The 19,955-nt window shown below is 67.2% G+C and carries 19 protein-coding genes and 1 tRNA gene; 12 read left to right on the top strand and 8 right to left on the bottom strand.

Features of this window, described 5'->3' with window-relative positions:
* Positions 1-76: 76 nt before the first annotated feature.
* Together AB4Y98_RS17495 and AB4Y98_RS17490 are read left to right on the top strand one after the other, a co-directional pair.
* The gene (locus AB4Y98_RS17495; protein ID WP_223494292.1) at positions 77-397 is read left to right on the top strand and encodes an NAD(P) transhydrogenase subunit alpha; all 321 of its coding nucleotides are present in this window, start codon (positions 77-79) and stop codon (positions 395-397) included.
* Positions 394-1,854 (top strand): NAD(P)(+) transhydrogenase (Re/Si-specific) subunit beta, encoded by a 1,461-nt coding sequence (locus AB4Y98_RS17490; protein ID WP_025877971.1) that lies wholly within the window; start codon positions 394-396, stop codon positions 1,852-1,854. The genes AB4Y98_RS17495 and AB4Y98_RS17490 overlap by 4 nt, the downstream gene beginning before the upstream one ends.
* A gap of 101 nt (positions 1,855-1,955) precedes the next feature.
* Here AB4Y98_RS17490 and AB4Y98_RS17485 read toward each other — a convergent pair whose 3' ends face one another.
* A complete protein-coding gene (locus tag AB4Y98_RS17485) occupies positions 1,956-2,375 on the bottom strand; it encodes a hypothetical protein (protein WP_025877973.1) in 420 nt (139 codons plus the stop codon).
* Positions 2,376-2,496: 121 nt separating this feature from the next.
* Here AB4Y98_RS17485 and sufT point away from each other — a divergent pair, with 121 nt between their 5' ends.
* From sufT to AB4Y98_RS17470, 3 genes are all read left to right on the top strand, one after another.
* A complete protein-coding gene (sufT, locus tag AB4Y98_RS17480) occupies positions 2,497-3,048 on the top strand; it encodes a putative Fe-S cluster assembly protein SufT (RefSeq protein ID WP_025877975.1) in 552 nt (183 codons plus the stop codon).
* 59 nt (positions 3,049-3,107) lie between these two features.
* A complete protein-coding gene (locus AB4Y98_RS17475; RefSeq protein ID WP_117309605.1) occupies positions 3,108-4,202 on the top strand; it encodes a branched-chain amino acid aminotransferase in 1,095 nt (364 codons plus the stop codon).
* Positions 4,203-4,625: 423 nt separating this feature from the next.
* Positions 4,626-6,365: a S8 family peptidase gene (locus AB4Y98_RS17470; protein WP_223494294.1), complete on the top strand. Its 1,740-nt coding sequence runs from the start codon at positions 4,626-4,628 to the stop codon at positions 6,363-6,365.
* Positions 6,366-6,516: 151 nt separating this feature from the next.
* Here the strand turns inward: AB4Y98_RS17470 and AB4Y98_RS17465 are convergent, their stop codons facing one another.
* The 3 genes from AB4Y98_RS17465 to wrbA all read right to left on the bottom strand — a co-directional run bounded on the left by AB4Y98_RS17465 (position 6,517) and on the right by wrbA (position 8,007).
* Positions 6,517-7,002: an asparaginase domain-containing protein gene (locus AB4Y98_RS17465; RefSeq protein WP_033830416.1), complete on the bottom strand. Its 486-nt coding sequence runs from the start codon at positions 7,000-7,002 to the stop codon at positions 6,517-6,519.
* A gap of 79 nt (positions 7,003-7,081) precedes the next feature.
* A complete protein-coding gene (locus AB4Y98_RS17460) occupies positions 7,082-7,417 on the bottom strand; it encodes a DUF2069 domain-containing protein (protein ID WP_099782928.1) in 336 nt (111 codons plus the stop codon).
* Complete coding sequence (gene wrbA, locus AB4Y98_RS17455) at positions 7,414-8,007, bottom strand: NAD(P)H:quinone oxidoreductase (protein ID WP_025879137.1); 594 nt, start codon at positions 8,005-8,007, stop codon at positions 7,414-7,416. The genes AB4Y98_RS17460 and wrbA overlap by 4 nt, the downstream gene beginning before the upstream one ends.
* Positions 8,008-8,084: 77 nt before the next feature.
* On the opposite strand from wrbA, the gene AB4Y98_RS17450 reads away from it, so the two are divergent.
* Together AB4Y98_RS17450 and AB4Y98_RS17445 are read left to right on the top strand one after the other, a co-directional pair.
* Positions 8,085-9,359, top strand: a complete 1,275-nt coding sequence (locus tag AB4Y98_RS17450; protein ID WP_032977469.1) for a YihY family inner membrane protein — start codon at positions 8,085-8,087, stop codon at positions 9,357-9,359.
* Entirely contained in the window at positions 9,356-9,919 is a 564-nt protein-coding gene (locus tag AB4Y98_RS17445; RefSeq protein WP_312112855.1) for a TlpA family protein disulfide reductase, read from the top strand. The genes AB4Y98_RS17450 and AB4Y98_RS17445 overlap by 4 nt, the downstream gene beginning before the upstream one ends.
* A 667-nt stretch (positions 9,920-10,586) precedes the next feature.
* Here the strand turns inward: AB4Y98_RS17445 and ppk2 are convergent.
* The 4 genes from ppk2 to hemA are packed head-to-tail and all read right to left on the bottom strand — an operon-like array spanning position 10,587 to position 15,471.
* Positions 10,587-11,369 carry a polyphosphate kinase 2 gene (ppk2, locus tag AB4Y98_RS17440; RefSeq protein ID WP_442244799.1) on the bottom strand — a complete coding sequence of 261 codons (783 nt, stop codon included), beginning with the start codon at positions 11,367-11,369 and terminating at the stop codon, positions 10,587-10,589.
* A gap of 46 nt (positions 11,370-11,415) precedes the next feature.
* Positions 11,416-13,122: an O-linked N-acetylglucosamine transferase, SPINDLY family protein gene (locus AB4Y98_RS17435; protein WP_442244798.1), complete on the bottom strand. Its 1,707-nt coding sequence runs from the start codon at positions 13,120-13,122 to the stop codon at positions 11,416-11,418.
* A 5-nt stretch (positions 13,123-13,127) separates the two neighbouring features.
* On the bottom strand, positions 13,128-14,210 hold the full coding sequence (gene prfA, locus AB4Y98_RS17430; protein WP_223494298.1) for a peptide chain release factor 1: 1,083 nt from the start codon (positions 14,208-14,210) through the stop codon (positions 13,128-13,130).
* The gene (gene hemA / locus AB4Y98_RS17425) at positions 14,188-15,471 is read right to left on the bottom strand and encodes a glutamyl-tRNA reductase (RefSeq protein ID WP_442244797.1); all 1,284 of its coding nucleotides are present in this window, start codon (positions 15,469-15,471) and stop codon (positions 14,188-14,190) included. Before hemA ends, prfA begins: the two co-directional genes overlap by 23 nt.
* A 63-nt stretch (positions 15,472-15,534) precedes the next feature.
* Between hemA and AB4Y98_RS17420 the strand changes: the two genes are divergently transcribed.
* From AB4Y98_RS17420 to AB4Y98_RS17400, 5 genes are all read left to right on the top strand, one after another.
* On the top strand, positions 15,535-17,220 hold the full coding sequence (locus AB4Y98_RS17420; RefSeq protein WP_313249284.1) for a tetratricopeptide repeat protein: 1,686 nt from the start codon (positions 15,535-15,537) through the stop codon (positions 17,218-17,220).
* On the top strand, positions 17,217-17,876 hold the full coding sequence (gene lolB / locus AB4Y98_RS17415; RefSeq protein WP_312111817.1) for a lipoprotein insertase outer membrane protein LolB: 660 nt from the start codon (positions 17,217-17,219) through the stop codon (positions 17,874-17,876). Before AB4Y98_RS17420 ends, lolB begins: the two co-directional genes overlap by 4 nt.
* Positions 17,873-18,742, top strand: a complete 870-nt coding sequence (gene ispE / locus AB4Y98_RS17410) for a 4-(cytidine 5'-diphospho)-2-C-methyl-D-erythritol kinase (protein WP_312111814.1) — start codon at positions 17,873-17,875, stop codon at positions 18,740-18,742. The genes lolB and ispE overlap by 4 nt, the downstream gene beginning before the upstream one ends.
* A gap of 11 nt (positions 18,743-18,753) precedes the next feature.
* Positions 18,754-18,830 (top strand) — tRNA-Gln (locus AB4Y98_RS17405).
* 138 nt (positions 18,831-18,968) lie between these two features.
* Positions 18,969-19,928, top strand: a complete 960-nt coding sequence (locus AB4Y98_RS17400; RefSeq protein ID WP_025879147.1) for a ribose-phosphate diphosphokinase — start codon at positions 18,969-18,971, stop codon at positions 19,926-19,928.
* Positions 19,929-19,955: the final 27 nt, after the last annotated feature.

The following is a 19,955-nucleotide window of genomic DNA, read 5'->3' as shown; positions in this document are numbered from 1 at the left end:
GTGGTTGACCGGAACGCGCGCAGGGTTCAGCCCGTGGTTATGATGGGGCGACGAAGACAGAGCAGGAGCGTTGCCGGTGAGTGACGGGTTCGTGGCGCTGTACATCTTCATGCTGGCCGCCATTGCCGGCCACGTGATCATTTCCCGGGTCCCGGTGATCCTGCATACCCCGCTGATGTCGGGCTCCAACTTCATCCATGGCATCGTGCTGATCGGCGCGATGGTGGTGCTGGGGCACGCGCAGACGCCGTTGGAGAAGGTGCTGGGGTTCATTGCCGTGGTGCTCGGCGCCGGCAACGCAGCCGGTGGCTATGTGGTCACCGCGCGCATGCTGGAAATGTTCAAGCCGAGCGTGCGCAAGGCCGGCAACGATGAACCGAAGGAGCCGCAGGCTTGAACATCAGCACCGTCGAACTGCTCGATTGGCTGGTCAAGGCCAGCTACCTGGTCGCCGCCACCCTGTTCCTGCTCGGCCTGCAGCGCATGGCCTCGCCGATGACCGCGAGCAGCGGTATCCGCTGGGCGGGGCTGGGCATGCTGCTCGCCACGGTGGCGACCTTCTTCCTGCCCGAACTGCACAACGTGCCGCTGATCCTGGTGGCACTGCTGCTGGGTGCCGGCCTGGCCTGGTGGTCGGCGGGCAAGGTCGCCGTCACCGACATGCCGCAGATGGTCGCGCTGTACAACGGCATGGGCGGCGGCTCGGCGGCCGCCATCGGTGCGGTGGAACTGCTGCGTTATGCGTTCCTGGCCAACCGCGATACCACCCACTGGAGTGCGCAGGCGCTGGCCGATCTGGCCGCGCGGCAGCCGTCCGGCACGGTGCTGGTGCTGGCGGTGGTGGGCGCGGCGATCGGTGCGGTGTCGCTGTCCGGCTCGGTGATCGCCTGGGCCAAACTCGATGGCCGCCTCGACAAGCGCGTGACCTGGCCGGGCCAGCAGGTGATGAACCTGCTGGTGGCGCTGGCCGTAGTGGTGCTGGGCATCATCGCCGCCAGCACGCTCAGCACCTGGGCCATCGTTGCCTTCTTCGTGCTGGCGCTGGCGCTGGGCGTGTTGATGACGTTGCCGATCGGTGGCGCCGACATGCCGGTGGTGATCTCGCTGTACAACGCGTTCACCGGCCTGGCGGTGTCGTTCGAAGGCTACGTGCTGGGCAACGAGGCGTTGATCATTGCCGGCATGATGGTCGGCGCAGCGGGCATCCTGCTGACCCGGTTGATGGCCAAGGCCATGAACCGGCCGATCCGCAACGTGCTGTTCTCCAACTTCGGTGGTGGCGCCGGGGGTGAAGCACAGGCGATTTCCGGCTCGCAGAAGCCCATCGAAGCGGCCGACGTGGCGGCGATGATGGGCTTTGCCGAACGCGTGGTGATCGTGCCCGGTTATGGCATGGCCGTGGCCCAGGCCCAGCACAAGATCTGGGAGCTGGCGCAGCGGCTGATCACGCGCGGGGTGAAGGTCAAGTTCGCCATCCACCCGGTGGCCGGGCGCATGCCCGGGCACATGAACGTGCTGCTGGCCGAAGCAGGGGTGCCGTATGACCTGATCGCGGACATGGATGACATCAATCCCGAGTTCGCCACTACCGACGTGGTGCTGGTGATCGGTGCCAACGACGTGGTCAATCCGGTGGCGCGCACCGATCCGGCCAGTCCGATCTACGGCATGCCGGTGCTGGACGTGGTCAACGCGCGCAACGTGGTGGTGATCAAGCGCGGCAAGGGCACCGGCTTTGCGGGTATCGAGAATGCGCTGTTCTACGCCGACAACACCCGCATGCTGTACGGCGATGGTGCAGAGGCGGCGGCGTCGCTGGTCAGCGAACTGAAGGCGCTTGACGGCGGGCATTGAGGGTTGGGGTTGGATCCCTTTCCGCAGGAAAGGGCTCTGACCCCGGATCCAACCACCCCATCCACGCATGGCGTGGATCTACCAGGGCATCACCGGCGCGATCAACGCGCCAGCCAGGCGCCTACGGCGACGCCCACCGCCAGCCACAGCCACTCGACCACGCCATTGGCCAGGGTGATCAGCGTCCAGGCCAGGTGCGGGCCCATCCGCAGCGAGGCGTCCCAGGGGTTCAGGCCCATCGATCCGCCCATCCAGGCACTGGCGATGGCCCAGTTCGAGATCGCGGCCACCAGCAGCGTACCCAGCACGACCAGGGCGATACGCAGCTTGCCGGGACCGAGCGTGCCCAGGCGCAGCATGAACACCAGTTCCAGGGCGGTCAGTACCGCCATCCAGCCGACGGGACGGCCGGTGAACAGGGCGATCAGCATCCAGGCGAGGGGGGCGGTGGCCAGCGCCAGCAACAACATGAAGGGCCAGAGCCAGGTAACGGTCCTGGCGCGTGCGGCATTGGAGGACATCGAAGCTCCTGAAGGTCGCCCACAGGATACTGTGGTTTGCCGCAGTGCACCGGCGAGGGCGGGGCGCCTACGCTAGAATGGCCGCTTGCGTGGCTTATGCCGCAGCCCCATATCGGTCCCCATGTATTCCCGTAGCAGCGAACCTGTCCACTTCGAACGCGATTGCGAGGCCGTGATGGTCCCGCAGGGCGACACTGTGACCCTGCCCGCCGGCAGCTATGGGTACATCACCCAGGCGCTGGGTGGCAGTTATTCGGTGTTCGTCGAGGGCAATCTGTTCCGCATCGCCGGCAAGGATGGCGATGCCATCGGCAAGGAAGCGCCGGCACCGCTGGAACTGCCCGACGATGCCAGCGACGAGCAGGTCGAACAACTGGTCTGGCAGCAGCTCCGCACCTGTTTCGACCCGGAAATTCCGGTGAACATCGTCGAACTGGGCCTGGTCTACGAGGTGGAGATCAAGCACTTGGACGAAGGACAGCGCGAGATCGACGTGAAGATGACCCTGACCGCGCCTGCGTGCGGCATGGGCGACATCCTGGTCGACGACGTGCGCAGCAAGCTTGAAATGATCCCGACGGTGGCCGAGGCCGACGTCGAGCTGGTCTTCGATCCGCCGTGGAACCAGCACATGATGTCCGAGGCCGCGCGCCTCGAAACCGGCATGCTTTGACCCACGGCCCGCAGTGACGCGGGCCCGGCATTACCCGCAACCAGAACAGGAAATCTCCGGTGTCCCAGTCCATTCCCAGCTTCGCCGTCACCCGTTCGGACCACCCGCGCAGCGCTGAAGAGCGCGCCCAGATCCTGGAGAAGCCGGGCTTCGGCCTGCACTTCACCGACCACATGGTGGAAGTGCGCTGGGACAAGGATGCCGGCTGGCACAACGCCAGCGTGCGCGCCTATGGTCCGCTGCAGCTGGACCCGGCCGCGGCCGTGCTGCACTACGGCCAGGAGATCTTCGAGGGCATCAAGGCCTACCGCCATGCCGATGGTTCGATCTGGACCTTCCGCCCCGATGCCAACGGCCGTCGCCTGCAGCGTTCGGCGCAGCGCCTGGCGTTGCCGGAACTGCCGGTGGAGATCTTCGTCGAATCGCTGAAGCAGATGATCGCCGTCGACAGCGCCTGGGTGCCGTCGGCCGATGAGTCGAGCCTGTACTTCCGTCCGTTCATGATCGGCGACGAAGCCTTCCTCGGCGTGCGCGGCGCGCACAAGGCCGGTTACTACGTGATCGCCAGCCCGGCCGGCCCGTACTTCGCCAAGGGCGTCGCCCCGGTGTCGATCTGGCTGTCCACCGAGTACGCGCGTGCGGCCAAGGGCGGCACCGGTGCGGCCAAGTGCGGTGGCAACTACGCCGCGTCGCTGCTGCCGCAGCAGAAGGCGCAGGCACAGGGCTGCTCGCAGGTGCTGTTCCTGGACCCGGTCGAAGGCAAGTATCTGGAAGAACTGGGCGGCATGAACGTGTTCCTGGTCTACAAGGACGGCACCCTGGTCACGCCGGAACTGTCCGGCAGCATCCTCGAGGGCATCACCCGCGAGAGCATCCTGCAGCTGGCCCGCGACCGCGGCATGAAGGTCGAAGAGCGCAAGGTCACCATCGATGAGTGGAAGCAGGGCGTGACCTCCGGCGAGATCGCCGAAGTGTTCGCCTGTGGTACCGCTGCGGTGGTCACCCCGATCGGCCAGCTCAAGGGCGAGGGCTTCTCGGTGGGCGACATCAACGCGCCGGCCGGTGAAGTGACCATGTCGCTGCGCAAGGAGCTGACCGACATCCAGTACGGTCGCCTGCCGGACCGCCACGGCTGGCTGGTCAAGCTGGGCTGATCGCCTGCGCTGAATATCGGAGCCGGGCCATGCCCGGCTGCCTTCCTGGAAAGCCCGTCCTCGTGACGGGCTTTCTGCGTTTGGGGAGGCGCGCGCCATGCCTTGCAAATCACACCCGCCGATGTCGGCAAAGACATGGTGAGACAGGACATTCCGCAGTCAGGTACGTGCAGCTGACGCGAAAGTTCCTTCACCTTCACAAACCCTCGACCCGGAAAGTCTCAGATCCAACATTTCATCTTGCTGAAAAGACGCTGAAAATCTTGTGGTGTCCGGCTTGAGCCACTAGCGTCATCAACACAGCGGATGGGCAGGGGAATCCGCTGGCTCGCCGGACCCGAACCTCGCCATCGCAAGCCAGCCCACGGTTCAGGCCGGTGCTTCTGCCGATTCCGGCATTCCTACCATTAGAAGGGAAATCCGATGTCCCAGGTAACGCAACCGCGTGTGCGTCGTGTGTGGGTGGTCCTTGGTGCGTCCGTCCTGTCATCGCTGCTGCTGGCCACGCCTGCGCTGGCCGGTGATGTCCAGCTCAGCGGCCTGCAGTCCGCGCAGACCCACCAGCGCTTCATCGTCAAGTTCCGCGACGGCAGTGCGCCGGTGGCCAACACCACCGCGCTGGCCTCTTCGCTGAAGACGGCCGCTGCCGGCATCGCCAGCAGCCAGGGCCGCGCGCTGGGCCTGCAGCAGGTCCGCAGGCTTGCGGTCGGCTCCACCGTGGTCAGGACCGACCGTGCGCTGGACCAGGCCGAATCCGAGCTGCTGATGCGCAAGCTGGCCGCCGACCCGAACGTCGAATACGTCGAAGTCGACCAGATCATGCGCGCGACGCTGACCCCCAACGACACCCGTTTCAGCGAGCAATGGGGCTTCGGTACGTCCAACGCCTCGATCAACGTGCGTCCGGCCTGGGACAAGGCCACCGGCACCGGCGTGGTCGTGGCCGTGATCGATACCGGCATCACCAACCATGCCGACCTCAACGCCAACATCCTGCCCGGCTATGACTTCATCAGCGACGCGGCGATGGCGCGCGATGGTGGTGGCCGTGACAGCAATCCCAACGACGAGGGTGACTGGTACGGCGACAACGAGTGCCAGGCCGGTTATCCGGGCTCGAACTCCAGCTGGCATGGCACCCACGTGGCCGGCACGGTCGCTGCTGTGACCAACAACAGCACCGGCGTGGCCGGTACCGCCTTCAACGCCAAGGTCGTGCCGGTGCGCGTGCTCGGCAAGTGCGGCGGCTACACCTCCGACATCGCCGACGCGATCGTCTGGGCCTCCGGTGGCACGGTCAGCGGTGTGCCGGCCAACGCCAATCCGGCCGAGGTCATCAACCTCTCGCTCGGTGGCGGCGGCAGCTGCTCGACCACCTACCAGAACGCCATCAACGGCGCGGTCGGCCGTGGCACCACCGTGGTGGTCGCTGCCGGCAACAGCAACACCAACGTATCCTCGTCGGTACCGGCGAACTGCCCGAACGTGATCGCGGTGGCGGCGACCACCTCGGCAGGCGCACGTGCCAGCTTCTCCAACTACGGCACCGGCATCGATATCTCCGCACCGGGCCAGAGCATCCTGTCCACCCTCAACAGCGGCACCACCACCCCGGGCAGCGCCAGTTACGCGTCCTACAACGGCACCTCGATGGCGGCGCCGCACGTGGCGGGCGTGGTTGCACTGATGCAGTCGGTGGCACCGAGCCCGCTCAGCCCGGCGCAGGTGGAAAGCATCATCAAGAGCACCGCGCGTCCGCTGCCGGGTGCGTGCTCGGGTGGTTGCGGCGCCGGCATCATCGACGCCGATGCCGCGGTGACTGCCGCGATCAACGGCACCACGCCCAACCCGGGTGGCACCGTGCTGCAGAACAACGTGCCGGTTACCGGCCTCGGCGCAGCCAGCGGCGCATCGCTCAGCTATACCGTCAACGTCCCGGCTGGCAGCACGCAGCTGCGCGTGGCGATCAGCGGCGGCAGCGGTGATGCCGACCTGTACCTGCGCCAGGGCAGTGCCCCGACCGACACCGTCTACACCTGCCGCCCGTACCTGAGCGGCAACAACGAGACCTGCACCGTCAACAGCCCCACCGCCGGTACCTGGTACGTGCGGGTGAAGGCGTACAGCACCTTCTCGGGCGTGACCGTCAACGCCCAGTACTGAGCCCAAGCCCCTCTCCATGGGCACGCCCCGGCTTCGGCCGGGGTGTTTTTTTGACCTTGCTGGCCGCGCACCGGCATCTGTCTGGAGAGCCTGAGCCTCTCACGACTACAGCAACCGAAACGCCGACGCGCGACAGCGCGCCTTCAATCCCTCAAACCGACTCGAACCGGTTCGCCGCCACGTTCTTGCGCACATGCTGCGGGTCGAAGATCCGGCCGTTCATCGCGATGAACACTCCCGCCGGCAGCGACTGCACCGCACCGATCGCACAGCCGATGTTGAACTCCGCATCCGAACCACGGAAACGCGCCGGGCTCAGCGCACCGGTCATCACGATGGTCTTGTCCGGGATCGTCGCCAGCACCTTGCCGGTCTGCACCATCGAATCGGTGCCGTGGGTCACCAGCACGTGGCGGGTGGGCTGCGCGGCGATCGTCGCGCGGATCAGCTCACGATCGTCGTCGTTGATGTGCAGCGAATCCTTGCGCAGGATCGGAATCACGTTGAAACGGAACGTAACCCCCAGTTCGCGCAGGATCATGCCGATCTGCGGGTCGCCGATCTGGTAGTCCGACTTGTCGTCGAAATAGATCTTGTCGATCGTGCCACCGGTGGTGACGACCAGGAGCTCTTCCATCATGTGCATGCGCGAAACCAAGGCAGGTACAGCGGCGCGGGGCCGGGAACGCAGATGATACGGCCCACCGGGCGCAGCGTCAGCGCCGCCGCCCGAAACGGGCGCGCAGGCCGGGCAGGCTGGCCGAAAAGATCACCAGCAGCGCCAGCACGATTTCGATCAGTGCCAGCCAGCGGGTCTCGGGATGGCTCCAGGCGCTCATCACGCCGTGGCTGAACCAGCCCAGGGCCAGCACCGCCGCCCAGAACCCGGCCTTGCGCCAGCCCAGCCGCAGGGCGATGGCCAGCGCCATCGGCGGCGCAGTGAACACCAGCTGGGTGGCCAGCCAGTGCCTGTCGTTGATGAACCAGCCGGCAAACAGCGCCGCCAGCCCCATCAGGGCCAGCAGCAGCACGGTGCGCGGCGCGGTGCTCATCGCGCCAGCCGCTGCGCGATGTCGGCCACGCGCCGGCCCAGCGCCCGCGCCAGTACCGCCTCATCGTCGGTGGGTTGCGGGTCGTCGGCGGCACCGGCCACGTGGCTGGCGCCATACGGCGTGCCGCCACTGGTGGTGTGGCTCAGCGCCGGCTCGGTGAACGGAATGCCGACGATCAGGCAGCCGTGGTGCAGCAGCGGTACCTGCATCGACAGCAGGGTCGACTCCTGGCCGCCATGCATCGACGCAGTGGACGTGAACACCCCGGCCGGCTTGCCTGCCAGCGTGCCGTTCACCCATTCGGCGCCGAGGCCGTCAAGGAAATGCTTGACCGGCGCGGCCATGTTGCCGAAACGGGTAGGGCTGCCCAGCAGCAGTCCCTGGCACTCCGCCAGGTCCTGCACGCTTACATAGGGCGCGCCATCGTCGGGTACCGGCGGCTGCGCGGTCTGGGTGACGGCGGCTACCGGCGGCACCGTGCGCAGCCGCGCTGCCATGCCCGGCACCTCGCCGATGCCCCGCGCGATCTGGCGCGCCAGCCGTGCCACCGAACCGCCGCGGCTGTAGTAAAGCACCAGGATTTCGCCCATCGCGCCCAGCTCTCCTCATCGTGTGGACGCCAGTATGGCTATCCTGCATCGATTCCGCATCGGGTACCCTTGCGCCGATGGAACCTTTGGATACGCTCAATTTGTGGATGGAGCGCGCGCGGGATCGCGCACGCGCCGCCAGCTTCGGCCGCTTCCTGTGGCGCCGCTTCCTCGATGACCGCCTGTTCCAGGCTGCCGCCGCGCTGGCCTACACCACGGTGTTCGCGCTGGTGCCGCTGGCGATCGTGGTATTCGGCGTGCTCTCGGCCTTCCCGGTGTTCGATCGCTGGAGCGACCAGCTCAGTGACTACGTCTTCTCCAACTTCGTGCCCAATGCCGCGCGCGCCGCCGAAGGCTACCTGCGGCAGTTCTCGGCCAGCGCGGGCCAGCTCACTGCCGCTGGCTTCATCGCCCTGGTCATCTCGCTGCTGATCACCCTCAACAGTGTTGAAGAGACCTTCAACCAGATCTGGCGCGTCGGCAGCAGTCGGCCGCGGCTGACCCGCTTCCTGGTCTACTGGACGGTGCTGACCTTGGGCGCGATGCTCGCCGCTGCATCGCTGGCGGTGTCGGCGCGGGTGTTCGCGATGCCGCTGTTCGGCACGCAGGAGGGGCGCTGGCTGGCCGATCTCGCCTTGCGGCTGGCGCCGATCCTGATCGAATTCGTCTGCATCACCCTGATGTTCCGGGTGGTGCCACACCACACCGTGAAGTGGCGCCATGCGGTTCCGGGCGCGATTCTCGCCGCAGTGATCCTGGAGCTGGTGAAGTGGGGCATCGGCGCCTACCTGGGCAGCTTCCAGTCCTACCAGAAGCTGTATGGCACGGTGGCCTTCGTGCCGATCCTGCTGCTGTGGATCTACCTCTGCTGGGTGGCCGTGCTGCTGGGCGCGTCGCTGGCGTCGTCAATGGCGGCTTTCCGCTACCAGCCGGTGGAGCTGCGCCTGCCGCAGGGCTACGAGTTCTATGGCCTGCTGCGCCTGCTCGGGCGCTTCCAGCATGCACGTGCCAAGGGCAGGGGCCTGGCCGACGACGAGATCCTGCGGCTGGAACCGATGCTGACCGACTCGCTGCTGCAGGACTTGGCCTGCCACCTGGAGGGCATCGGTCTGCTGCGCCGCGATGAGCGCGGCGAGTGGCTGCTGGCCCGCGACCTGGACCAGGTCAGCCTGGGCGATCTGTACGAATGCACGCAGCTGCGCATTCCGGTGGCCGAACAACACCTGCCTTACCGCGATGACAGCCTCGGCCGGGCCGCCTTGGCCGCACTGGATGAACTGCGCCTGCCGCTGCGTGAACGCCTCAAGCGTCGCGTCAGCGACATCTACCCTGATTCTGGAGACGCCCCATGACCTGCAAGACCCCGTTGCTGCTGGCTGCGCTGCTGGCCCTGGCCGCCTGCAAACCCGCACAGGAGCCGACCCCGGCCAGCAGCCAGCCGCCGGCACAGGCACCGACTCCGGCCGCGCCGGCGCCGGTGGAGGATACGCCCGCCGAGCGCGTTACTGCCGAGTTCCCGACGTTGAAGATGAAGGCGGTCGATGGCAGCGATTACGACCTGGCCGCGCATCGTGGCAAGTGGGTGGTGGTGAATTTCTGGGCGACCTGGTGCGCGCCCTGCCGCAAGGAAATGCCCGAGCTGTCGGCGTTGCATGCCATGCGCAGCAACATCGAAGTGGTTGGCCTGGCCTACGAGGACATCGAGGTGCCGGAAATGCAGTCGTTCCTGACCAAGCATCCGGTGACCTACCCGATCGTGGTCGTCGATCCGTTCGACCCGCCGGCCGACTTCGCCACCCCGCGTGGCCTGCCGCTGACCCATCTGATCGACCCGCAGGGCAAGCTGGCCCACAGCTTCCTGGGCCCGGTCACTGCGGCGGACATCGAAAAGCAGATTGCTGCTGCCAAATAAGGGGAGGGGCAGGGCTGCGCCCTGCACCCACCGAAGCGGTAGTGCCGGCCGCTGGCCGGCAACCTCGACAGCAACAGCCAAAGCCGAAGCCAAAGCGGGTTTCCTGAGGGATGGCGGGGTGGGTCCGGTTGCGGGGGACGCCGTAAATACGTCCCTGTAGGCTCGGTCGCGCCTTGCTCGTGTGCGCTGTCCTGCGCACACGGCAAGACCGGGGTTGGGCGTCCTGCCCAACCCGCCCGAGGCATGCCTCGGGCCCATGGCGCTCACGCCCCCGCAACCGGACCCACCCCGCCTTCGACAGTTTCTGGCGACCTGCCGGAATGACATGGCCTGCTCTTGGTGGGTGTCGACCTTGGTCGACACGTAGATCCACGCCATGCGTGGATGCTCTTCGTTCAATTGTCGAAATATTTGATTTCGATGGACTTACATCCACGCATGGTGTGAATCCATCAGCCACCGGAAATCTGTCGAAGGTGGGGCGGTGTCGGAGTGCGGGGTGTCCGCGGCATGGATGCCGCGGCCAAGCCCCCATGGACGGGTTCACGGCGTCCCCGCACTCCGACACCGCCCCGCCATCCCACGCAATGCCGCTTTTGCTGTTGCTTCGGCTGTTGCTGTTGCCTGAAAGCAGCAGGTGCAGGGCCGCAAGCCCTGCCGACCCACCCTATTCTTCGACCGGAAAATCCTCGATCGGCTTCAGCACGTCGTAGTGCTCGCGATGCAGCTTGCCCTTCAGCTTCGGCAGCTCGGGCAGCGGCGCATCCACCCGTGTGTCCGGCAGCCGGTCCAGCAGATTGCGGACCAGAGTCAGGCGACCCAGCCGCTGGTCGTTGAAATCCACCAGCGTCCACGGCGCACCGTCGCGATGGGTCGCGCGCAGCATCGCTTCGCGCGCCTCGGTGTACGCGCTGTACTTGCTGCGTGACTTCAGATCCACCGGTGACAGCTTCCAGCCTTTCAGTGGATCGACATGGCGCTCGGCAAAGCGCTTTTCCTGCTGCTCCTGGTCCACACACAACCAGTACTTGAACAGCAGGATGCCGTCATCCACCAGCAGTTGTTCGAACACCGGTGCCTGATGCAGGAACTGCTGGTACTCGGTCTCGCTGCAGTAGCCCATCACCCGTTCCACGCCCGCGCGGTTGTACCAGCTGCGGTCCATCAGCACGATCTCGCCGGCGGCCGGCAGATGCGTGGCGTAGCGCTGGAAATACCATTGCGTGGCTTCGCGGTCGGTGGGTTTGGGCAGCGCCACCACCCTGCATTGGCGTGGGTTGAGGTGCTCGCTGATGGTCTGGATCGCGCCACCCTTGCCGGCGGTATCGCGTCCTTCGAACAGCACCAGCAGGCGTTGCCCGCTGTGCTGCACCCAGCGCGCCATCGCAGCTAGTTCCAGCTGCAGCGGCTGCAGCAGTTCGTCATATTCCTTGCGCTTGAGCTTGGCCATCGTCATACCACGCGGGAAGGAGGCCCGAGCGTAGCCTAGGGCGATGTCAGGGCGTGTCGAGGCCCTGCCAGCCCTGCTCGCGGGCCAGCTGCTGCAGCAGTGCGGACAGATCGCGCGCGAAAGCCGCCATGTCGAACAGGCCGCTGCGTTCGCGTGCCTGCGCCAGTTCGGCGCGCACTGCGGCCAAGGCGGCCGGGTCGTTGCCGAGTGCGCTGGCGGTGGCGACGAACGACGCGTCGTCGGCGACGTTCATGTGCTCCAGGCCCAGCTGATGGTTGAGGCTGCCGGCCACGCGCGCGGCGAAGGTGGCGCCGGGGCAGGTCAGCACCGGACAGCCGGCCCACAGGGAATCCGACGCAGTAGTGTGCGCGTTGTACGGGTTCGTATCCAGGAACAGGTCGGCCAGCTGATAGCGGGCCAGATACTGCGGATGCGGCAGCTTGGCCATGAACACCAGGCGCGCCGGATCCAGTCCTGCAGCCTGGGCGGCGGAACGCAGCCGTGCATCGGCCTGGCCGGGGCCGGACAGCAGCCACAGCACGCTGCCAGGTACTGCCTGCAGCACCGCGAACGCGCGGCCCATGCTGCGCGGGTTGAGTTTGTAACTGTTGTTGAAGCAGCAGAACACCGTGCCCTGCGCGGGCAGCCCACACGCCGCACGGTCCGGCGCCGGTTCCAGCACGCGGGTGTTGTCGGAGGGCTGGAACGCGCGCGGCAGGCGCAGCACGCGTTCGCTGTAGTGCGGTTCCAGCGAGGACGGCAGCGTGAAGTCGTCAGCGATCACTGCATCCAGCCACGATGCACCGGAGGTGCCGGGGTAGGCCAGCCAGTTGAGCTGCAGCGGGGCAGGGCGCATCGCCAGTACTTCCGGCGTGCCACCACCACCCCAGCCGCGCAGATCGAACAGCAGGTCGATGCCCTGTGCACGGATGCGCGCGGCCGTATCGGCATGGCGCAATCCGGCCATGTCATGCAACCGGGTGGCGGCCTGCAGGCGTTGGCGGATGCGGCTGCCATCGTCCGCGTTGAGTGCGAACAGATGCAGTTGCAGGGCMGGGTCGCGGCTCATCTGCTCCAGCAGCGCCACCGTCAGCAATCCGGTGGGATGAGCGCCGAAACCGTTGGACAGGAAGCCCACGCGAAGTGGGCCTCGTTCGCGCAGCTTCGCCGGCGGCAGTGGCCGCACCGATGCTGCCACCGCGGCGGCACGTGCACGTGCGCAGGCCAGCTGTTCGGCTGCGCTGGCGTCTTCGCTGAGAAACGCGAAGGGTTCCACCACGCCCTGGCCGGACACCAGTGCACCGCGCACCTGATCGGCCAGCGCATCCACGTCCTGCCAATCGCACAGGCGACGCTGCCAGGCGAGGCGCTGCGCGGCGATATACGGCTCATCGGGCATCAGTGCATGTGCGCGGCGATAGGCCGCTGATGCGCCTTCTGCATCGTTGGCATCTTCCAGCGCGTGCCCCAGCCACAACGCGATGCCCGGGTGCTCCGGTGCCAGCGCCGAGGCCTGGCCCAACAGCTTGGCGGCGTCGGCATGCGCTCCTGCCATCCACGCTACCCGGCCCAGCCGGGCAAGTGCTTCAGGATGATTGGGCCGCAGCTGCAGCGCGCGTCGCGCGGCCTGCTCGCCGGCCGCAATGTCGCCGGCTTCCAGTTCCAGGTCGGCCAGCATCACCCAGGCGACAAAGTCGCCGGGCTGGCGCGTGATCGCCTGCTGCAGTTGCTGCCGCTGCTGCCAGGCCGACATGCTGGTCAACCCGCCGAAAGCTGGGCCAGGGCGTCGACCTGGTGCTCGTGGCTCAGTCGCTGCAGCAGCGGATCCAGGTCGCCGGCCAGTACGTTGGGCAGGTCGTACAGGGTCAGCCCTTCCACGCGGTGGTCGGTGATCCGGCCCTGCGGAAAGTTGTAGGTGCGGATGCGCTGGCTGCGGTCGCCGCTGCCGACCTGCAGGCGCCGTGATTCCGCCTGCGCCGCGTCGTGGCGCTGGCGTTCGGCATCGAGCAGCTGCGCCTTCAGGCGTTTCATCGCCTTGTCGCGGTTGGCGTGCTGGCTGCGCTCGGTCTGGCATTCCACCACCACGCCGCTGGGCACGTGGGTGATGCGGATCGCCGATTCGGTCTTGTTGACGTGCTGGCCACCGGCGCCGGAGGAGCGGTAGGTATCAACCCTCAGGTCAGCCGGGTTGATGACGATTTCATCGACTTCGTCGGCTTCCGGGATGATCGCCACGGTGGCCGCCGAGGTGTGGATGCGGCCCTGCGATTCGGTGGCCGGCACGCGCTGCACGCGGTGCGTGCCCGATTCGAATTTCAGGCGCGAGAACGCGCCACGGCCGACCACGCGTGCCACCACTTCCTTGTAGCCGCCATGTTCGCCGGGGTTGTCCGATTCGATCTCGACCTTCCAGCCCTGTCGCTCGGCGTAACGGGCGTACATGCGGAACAGGTCGCCAGCGAAGATTGCCGCCTCGTCGCCACCGGTGCCAGCGCGTACTTCCAGGAACAGGTTGCCTTCATCGCGCGGGTCGCGCGGCACCAGCAGCAGTGCCAGCTCCTGCTCCAGTTCCTGCAGGCGGGCCTGTGCGGCAGCGATTTCCTCGTCGGCCAGTTCGCGCAGGTCCGGGTCCGCACGCATGCTCTCGGCCGCGGTCAGGTCGGCCTTGGCGCGTGCTTCATCGGCCAGCGCGGTGGCGATCGGTTCGAGCTGGGAAAACTCGCGCGAAAGATCGCGGAAGCGCGCGTTGTTGGCGACCACCTCCGGTTCGGCGAGCAGACGTTCCAGTTCTTCGCGGCGCTCGGCCAGCGCTTCCAACTTACGGCGCAGGGTCGGCGTCATCGGTTCTCACAGGTGGGTGGCGGTAACCCGGCGTCGCCGGGAACAGGCGCTCGGCGGCGCGGGTCAGGTCGGCATCGCCGCTGAGCGCGGCCGCACGCAGGGCGGCGGTCGGCGGGTGCAGCAGGCGGTTGGTCAATCCGTGGGCAAGCAGTTCCAGCACTTCGTCGGCCGGCTTGCCGTTGGCCAGTTGCTGGCGCGCGCGTTCCAGCAGTTCGGCACGGGTGGCCTCGCCGAAGGCGCGCAGCTGCCGCAGCGGTGCCTGGTGGGCGCTGGCCTGCAGGGTTTCGACGAAGCGCGAAACCTGCAGGTCGATGATCGTTTCCGCTTCGGCGGCCGCCTCGCGGCGGCTGCGGCGGTTGTCTTCCACCGCACGCTCGAGATCGTCCACCGTGTACAGGAACGCATCGTTGAGACTGGCAACGTCGGCTTCGATGTCGCGCGGCACGGCCAGGTCGAACAGCAGCATCGGTTTGTGCCGGCGTGCGCGCAGGGCATTGGCCACCGCGGCACGGTGGATCACCGGTTCACGTGCAGCGGTGGCCGAGAACACCACATCGGCCTCGGCCAGGTGGCGCTCCAGTTCGGTCAGCGGCAGCGCCACACCGCCGTGCCGGCTGGCCAGTTCCTGCGCATGGGCGAGGGTGCGGTTGGCGATCAGCAGCCGCCGCACCTTGCCTTCGCTGAGGTGGCGTGCTGCCAGTTCGATGGTCTCGCCGGCGCCGACCAGCAGCACGGTGGAATCGTCCAGGCGGGCAAATGCGTTCTGTGCCAGGCGTACCGCTGCCGAGGCCACCGATACAGGGTTGGCGCCGACCTGGGTATCGGTACGCGCGCGCTTGGCCACCGAGAACGTCTGCTGGAACAGCCGGTCCAGGCGCTGGCCGAGCAGGCCGTGGTCGCGCGCAGTCGACCAGGCATCCTTCACCTGGCCCAGGATCTGCGGCTCACCGAGCACCATCGAATCCAGCCCCGTCGCCACCCGGAACAGGTGGCGTACGGCATCGGCATCGGCGTGCTGGTACAGATAGCCGTGCAGGTCGCCAGCCTGGGCGCGCAGCCACTGGTCCAGTGCCTGCGCGGACTCGGCCACGGCATACAGCTCGGTGCGGTTGCAGGTGGACAGCAGTACCGCCTCGGCGATCTGCGGGGTATCGCGCAGCGAACCGAGCGCGCGCGGCAACGCGTCACCGGCGAAGGCTGCGCGTTCGCGCAGTTCCACCGGTGCGGTCTGGTGATTCAGTCCGAGCACCCACAGGGTCATTGTTCAGTTGCTTGCGATAAGCTGCTGGCCATTGGACGACATTTTAAGGCCCCGATGCCGACGATGCCCGCATTGATTCGCATCCCCAGTGTTCTGCTGCTGTCTCTGGCCTGTGCCCAGGCCCTGGCGGCGGTGCCCGCCAAGGCGCCTGCACGGCCTGCGGTGACTGAGGAACTGGCGCTGGAACCGGTCCTGGCTGGCGAGTTCGCCCTGCAGGCGGGCAAGCTGGCCGAGGCCGCGCGCTGGTACCTGCAGGCCGCCCAGCAGACCGACGGCGATGCCGGCCTGGCCGAGCGGGCGACCCGCATCGCCATGCTGGCCAACGAGGATGATGCTGCGGCCAAGGGCCTGGCCCTGTGGCAGCAACGTGCGCCGCGCTCATTGGCGATGCGCAGCGCCGCCGGTGCGCTGGCGATGCGCCAGGGCGATGTGAAGGCCGCGCGCAGCGAGCTTCAGGCCTTGTTGCAGGACCCGGGGGATGAGGGCTGGAAGTTCGCCCTGGGCGCCTTGATCGGCGGTGGCCGCGATCCGGCCGTGCCGGCCCAGGTACTGGGCGACCTGGTCGATGCCAACGCCATTCCCCAGAAGATCGAGGCCTGGCAGGAGTTTGGACGCCTGGCGTTGCGCATGGAAAAGCCCGAGCTGGCGCGGCGCATGATCGATGAGGTGGTCAAGCGCTTCCCCGAGGAGCCGCGCGTCGCCTTGCTGCGCGCCAGCCAGCTGCAGCAGGCCGGGCAGACCGACCAGGCACTGTCGCTGCTGCGTGGGGTGGAACCGAAGACCCGTCAGGATCCGGAACTGCGCAATGCGGTGGCCATCGCCTATGACAGCCTTGGCCAGCCGGCAGCGGCCGAGCGCGTGCTGGCGGTCGGTCCGCAGAATGTGCAGACGTGGGGTATGCGCGCGTCGCTGCTGGCCAAGCAGGGCGACAAGGCCGCGCTGTCCAATCTGTACAACGAACTGTCGCGGCAGGCGGCCAAGCCGGACCCGGCGCAGCGCCTGTTGCTGGGCAAGATCGCCGAGTACCTCAAGCGCTACCCGGAGGCGGTCAACTGGTATCACAGCGTGCCCGGCGGCGATGAACTGAATGAAGCGCGCCTGCGCGCGGCCAATGCACAGGGGCTGGCCGGCCGGCAGTCGCTGGCGCTGGATGAAGTGCATGCGATCCAGTCCGATGCCGGGGTGGATGACGATGTGCGGCGCGATGCGTATCTGCTGGAAGCCGAGCTGCGCCAGCGCGCTGACGACCTTCCCGGCGAGATCGATGCACTGGCCCGTGGCCTGGCTGCGTATCCGGACGAGAACGGTCTGTTGTATGCCCGTGCGCTGGCCTGGGAGCGCCGCGATGACATCGCCCGTGCCGAGGCCGACCTGCGCAAGATCCTGGTGACCGAGCCGGAGAACGTGCCGGCACTGAACGCACTGGGCTACACCTTGGCCGACCGGACCGGTCGCTACCAGGAAGCGCTCGAACTGATCGACCGCGCGCGCGTGGCCGAGCCGGACAACGCCGCCATCGTCGACAGCTATGGCTGGGTGCTGTATCGGCTGGGGCGCAACGCCGACGCGCTGGTGCAGCTGCGCCGCGCCTGGACGCTGGCCAAGGACCCGGAAATCGCCGCCCACGTGGGCGAGGTGCTGTGGGTGCTGGGCAAGCACGATGAAGCCCGTCACTTCTTCGAGGAAGCGGCCAGGCTCGACCCTGAAAACCGCGCGCTGCTGCGCGCCCGCGAGAAATTCAATCCATGAGTGTTTCCACGATCCGGCCACTCCTGCTGGTGGCCGTGACCCTGGCCCTGAGTGCCTGTACCACCGTTGGCCGGCAGAAAACACCGGCGCCGGCCGTTGTCACCACCGTTTCCGCCGAAGCGACCGCCGCCGAGGCCGCGCGCGTGGACGCGCTGCGATCGGCGTCGGAGTGGAATTTCCAGGGCCGGGTGGCGGTCAGCAAGGGCAAGGATGGTGGCAGCGGCCGCATCGACTGGAAACAGGAAGGCCAACGCTATGTCGTCGAACTGAGCGCGCCGGTGACCCGCCAGAGCTGGAAGTTGAGCGGTGATAGCCATCATGAAGCCGGCCGTCTGGAAGGACTGGCCGGTGGTCCGCGAGACGGTGAAGACGCGCAGGCCCTGTTGCTGGAAGCCACCGGCTGGGACATCCCGGTCAACCAGCTGCCGGACTGGGTACGCGGCCTGGTCGCCGGCGACAGCGCTGGGCCGGGAAAGATCGAGCGTGATGCTGATGGTCGTCCGCGGCGCATGCAGCAGATGGGGTGGGTGATCCAGTATCTGGACTGGTACCCGGCCGAAGCCGGGCGGCCGGCCCTGCCGCGCAGGGTCGAGGCGGTCAATGGCGACGCCAAGGTGCGCCTGCTGGTCGACCAGTGGGGCCAGGGCGCGCCATGAACGCGCGGGTGGATGACGCGGGCTGGTCCTGGTGGCCGGCCCCGGCCAAGCTGAACCTGTTCCTGCACATCACCGGCCGCCGTGCCGACGGCTACCACGAGCTGCAGACCGTGTTCCGCCTGCTCGACTGGGGCGACCGGATCGGCCTGCGCCTGCGTGAAGACGGCCAGGTGCGGCGGCAGGGCGATGGCCTGGCCGGTGTCGCGGAGGCGGATGATCTGGCGGTTCGCGCAGCGCGGCTGCTCAAAGAGGTGACGAATGTCGAGAAAGGTGTCGACATCATCGTCGAAAAGCACGTTCCGGCGGGCGGCGGTTTCGGCGGCGGTTCGTCCGATGCGGCCACCGTGCTGGTGGTGTTGAACCGCCTCTGGGATGCCGGCCTGGACGAAAATGCGCTGGCGGCGCTGGGGTTGCGCCTCGGCGCCGATGTTCCTGTGTTCGTGCGTGGCCACAACGCCTGGGCAGAAGGGGTGGGTGAGCGGCTACGGCCGATCACCCTGCCGCAGGCCTGGTATGTGGTGGTCGAACCGGGCGTTCATGTGCCCACGCCCCTCCTGTTCGCTGATCCGGATTTGACGCGCGACAGTCCACAGGCGAAAATAGAGGACTTCGCTTCCGGCACGCTGGTCGGGAACGTGTTCGAACCGGTGCTGCGCCGCCGTGAGCCTGCCGTCGAGGCGGTGCTTGCTGCGTTGAGCGACATCGGCACGGCACGACTGACCGGTTCGGGAAGTGGTTGTTTCGTCGAGTTCGATTCGCAGGCTGCCGCCGAGCAGGGACGAGCGAAGTTGTCGAAGGAGTTGCGGGCAAGGGTGGCTGCGGGCGTTGCACGTTCGCCACTGCTGGATGCACTCGAGCAACACTGATTCATCAATGCAGGGGCGTCGCCAAGAGGCCCAAGGCACCAGGTTTTGATCCTGGCATTCGGAGGTTCGAATCCTCCCGCCCCTGCCAATGCGGCTGCGTCCGCGCCTTCCAGCGCATCACCTGCGCGGGACGTGGGAACAGTCGCGGTGTTGTCAGCAGCAGGGGCCGAAGTGGTCCTTGCCGCTACCGGATCCCCGCCACTCGTCCCCGCCCGAGACAATCATGATGCAAGAGTCCCCGAACCTGCTGGTCTTTTCCGGCAACGCCAACAAACGTCTGGCGCAGAACATCTGCAAGGAACTGGGAGTGCGCCCGGGCAAGGCGCTGGTCTCGCACTTCTCCGATGGCGAAGTGCAGGTGGAAATCGAAGAGAACGTCCGCAAGCAGGACGTGTTCGTGATCCAGCCGACCTCGGCGCCGAGCGCCGAAAACCTGATGGAACTGCTGGTGCTGATCGACGCGCTCAAGCGCGCATCGGTGGCCAGCGTGACCGCCGTGGTGCCGTACTTCGGCTACTCGCGCCAGGATCGCCGCATGCGTTCCTCGCGCGTGCCGATCACCGCCAAGCTGGCGGCGAAGATGTTCAGCACCGCCGGCGCTGATCGCGTGCTGACCGTCGACCTGCACGCCGACCAGATCCAGGGCTTCTTCGATATTCCGGTCGACAACGTGTATGCCTCTCCGCTGCTGCTGGCCGACATCTGGCGCGCCTACGGCACCGAGAACCTGATCGTCGTGTCGCCGGACGTGGGCGGCGTGGTCCGCGCCCGTGCGGTGGCCAAGCGCCTGGACGACGCCGACCTGGCGATCATCGACAAGCGCCGTCCGCGCGCCAACGTCTCCACCGTGATGAACATCATCGGTGACGTCGAAGGCAAGACCTGCGTGATGGTCGATGACATCGTCGATACCGCCGGCACCCTGTGCGCCGCTGCCGCTGCCCTGAAGGCGCGCGGTGCGCTCAAGGTCGCCGCCTACTGCACCCACGCGGTGCTGTCGGGCCCGGCGGTGGACAACATCACCAATTCCCAGCTCGATGAGYTGGTGGTGACCGACACCATCCCGCTGAAGGACGCCGCGCGGGTGTGCAGCAAGATCCGCCAGCTGAGCGTGGCGGAAATGCTGGCCGAAACGATGCGCCGCATCGCCTTCGGCGAGTCGGTCAGCTCGCTGTACGTCGATTGATTTTTTCGTCCCAGCCGGCAACGGCAG

It is taken from the genome of Stenotrophomonas sp. 2YAF26 (assembly GCF_052114625.1).
Taxonomy (GTDB): Bacteria; Pseudomonadota; Gammaproteobacteria; order Xanthomonadales; family Xanthomonadaceae; genus Stenotrophomonas; species Stenotrophomonas indicatrix.
Note: the sequence above shows the minus strand (reverse complement) of the source record. Positions and strands in the feature narration are given on the sequence as shown.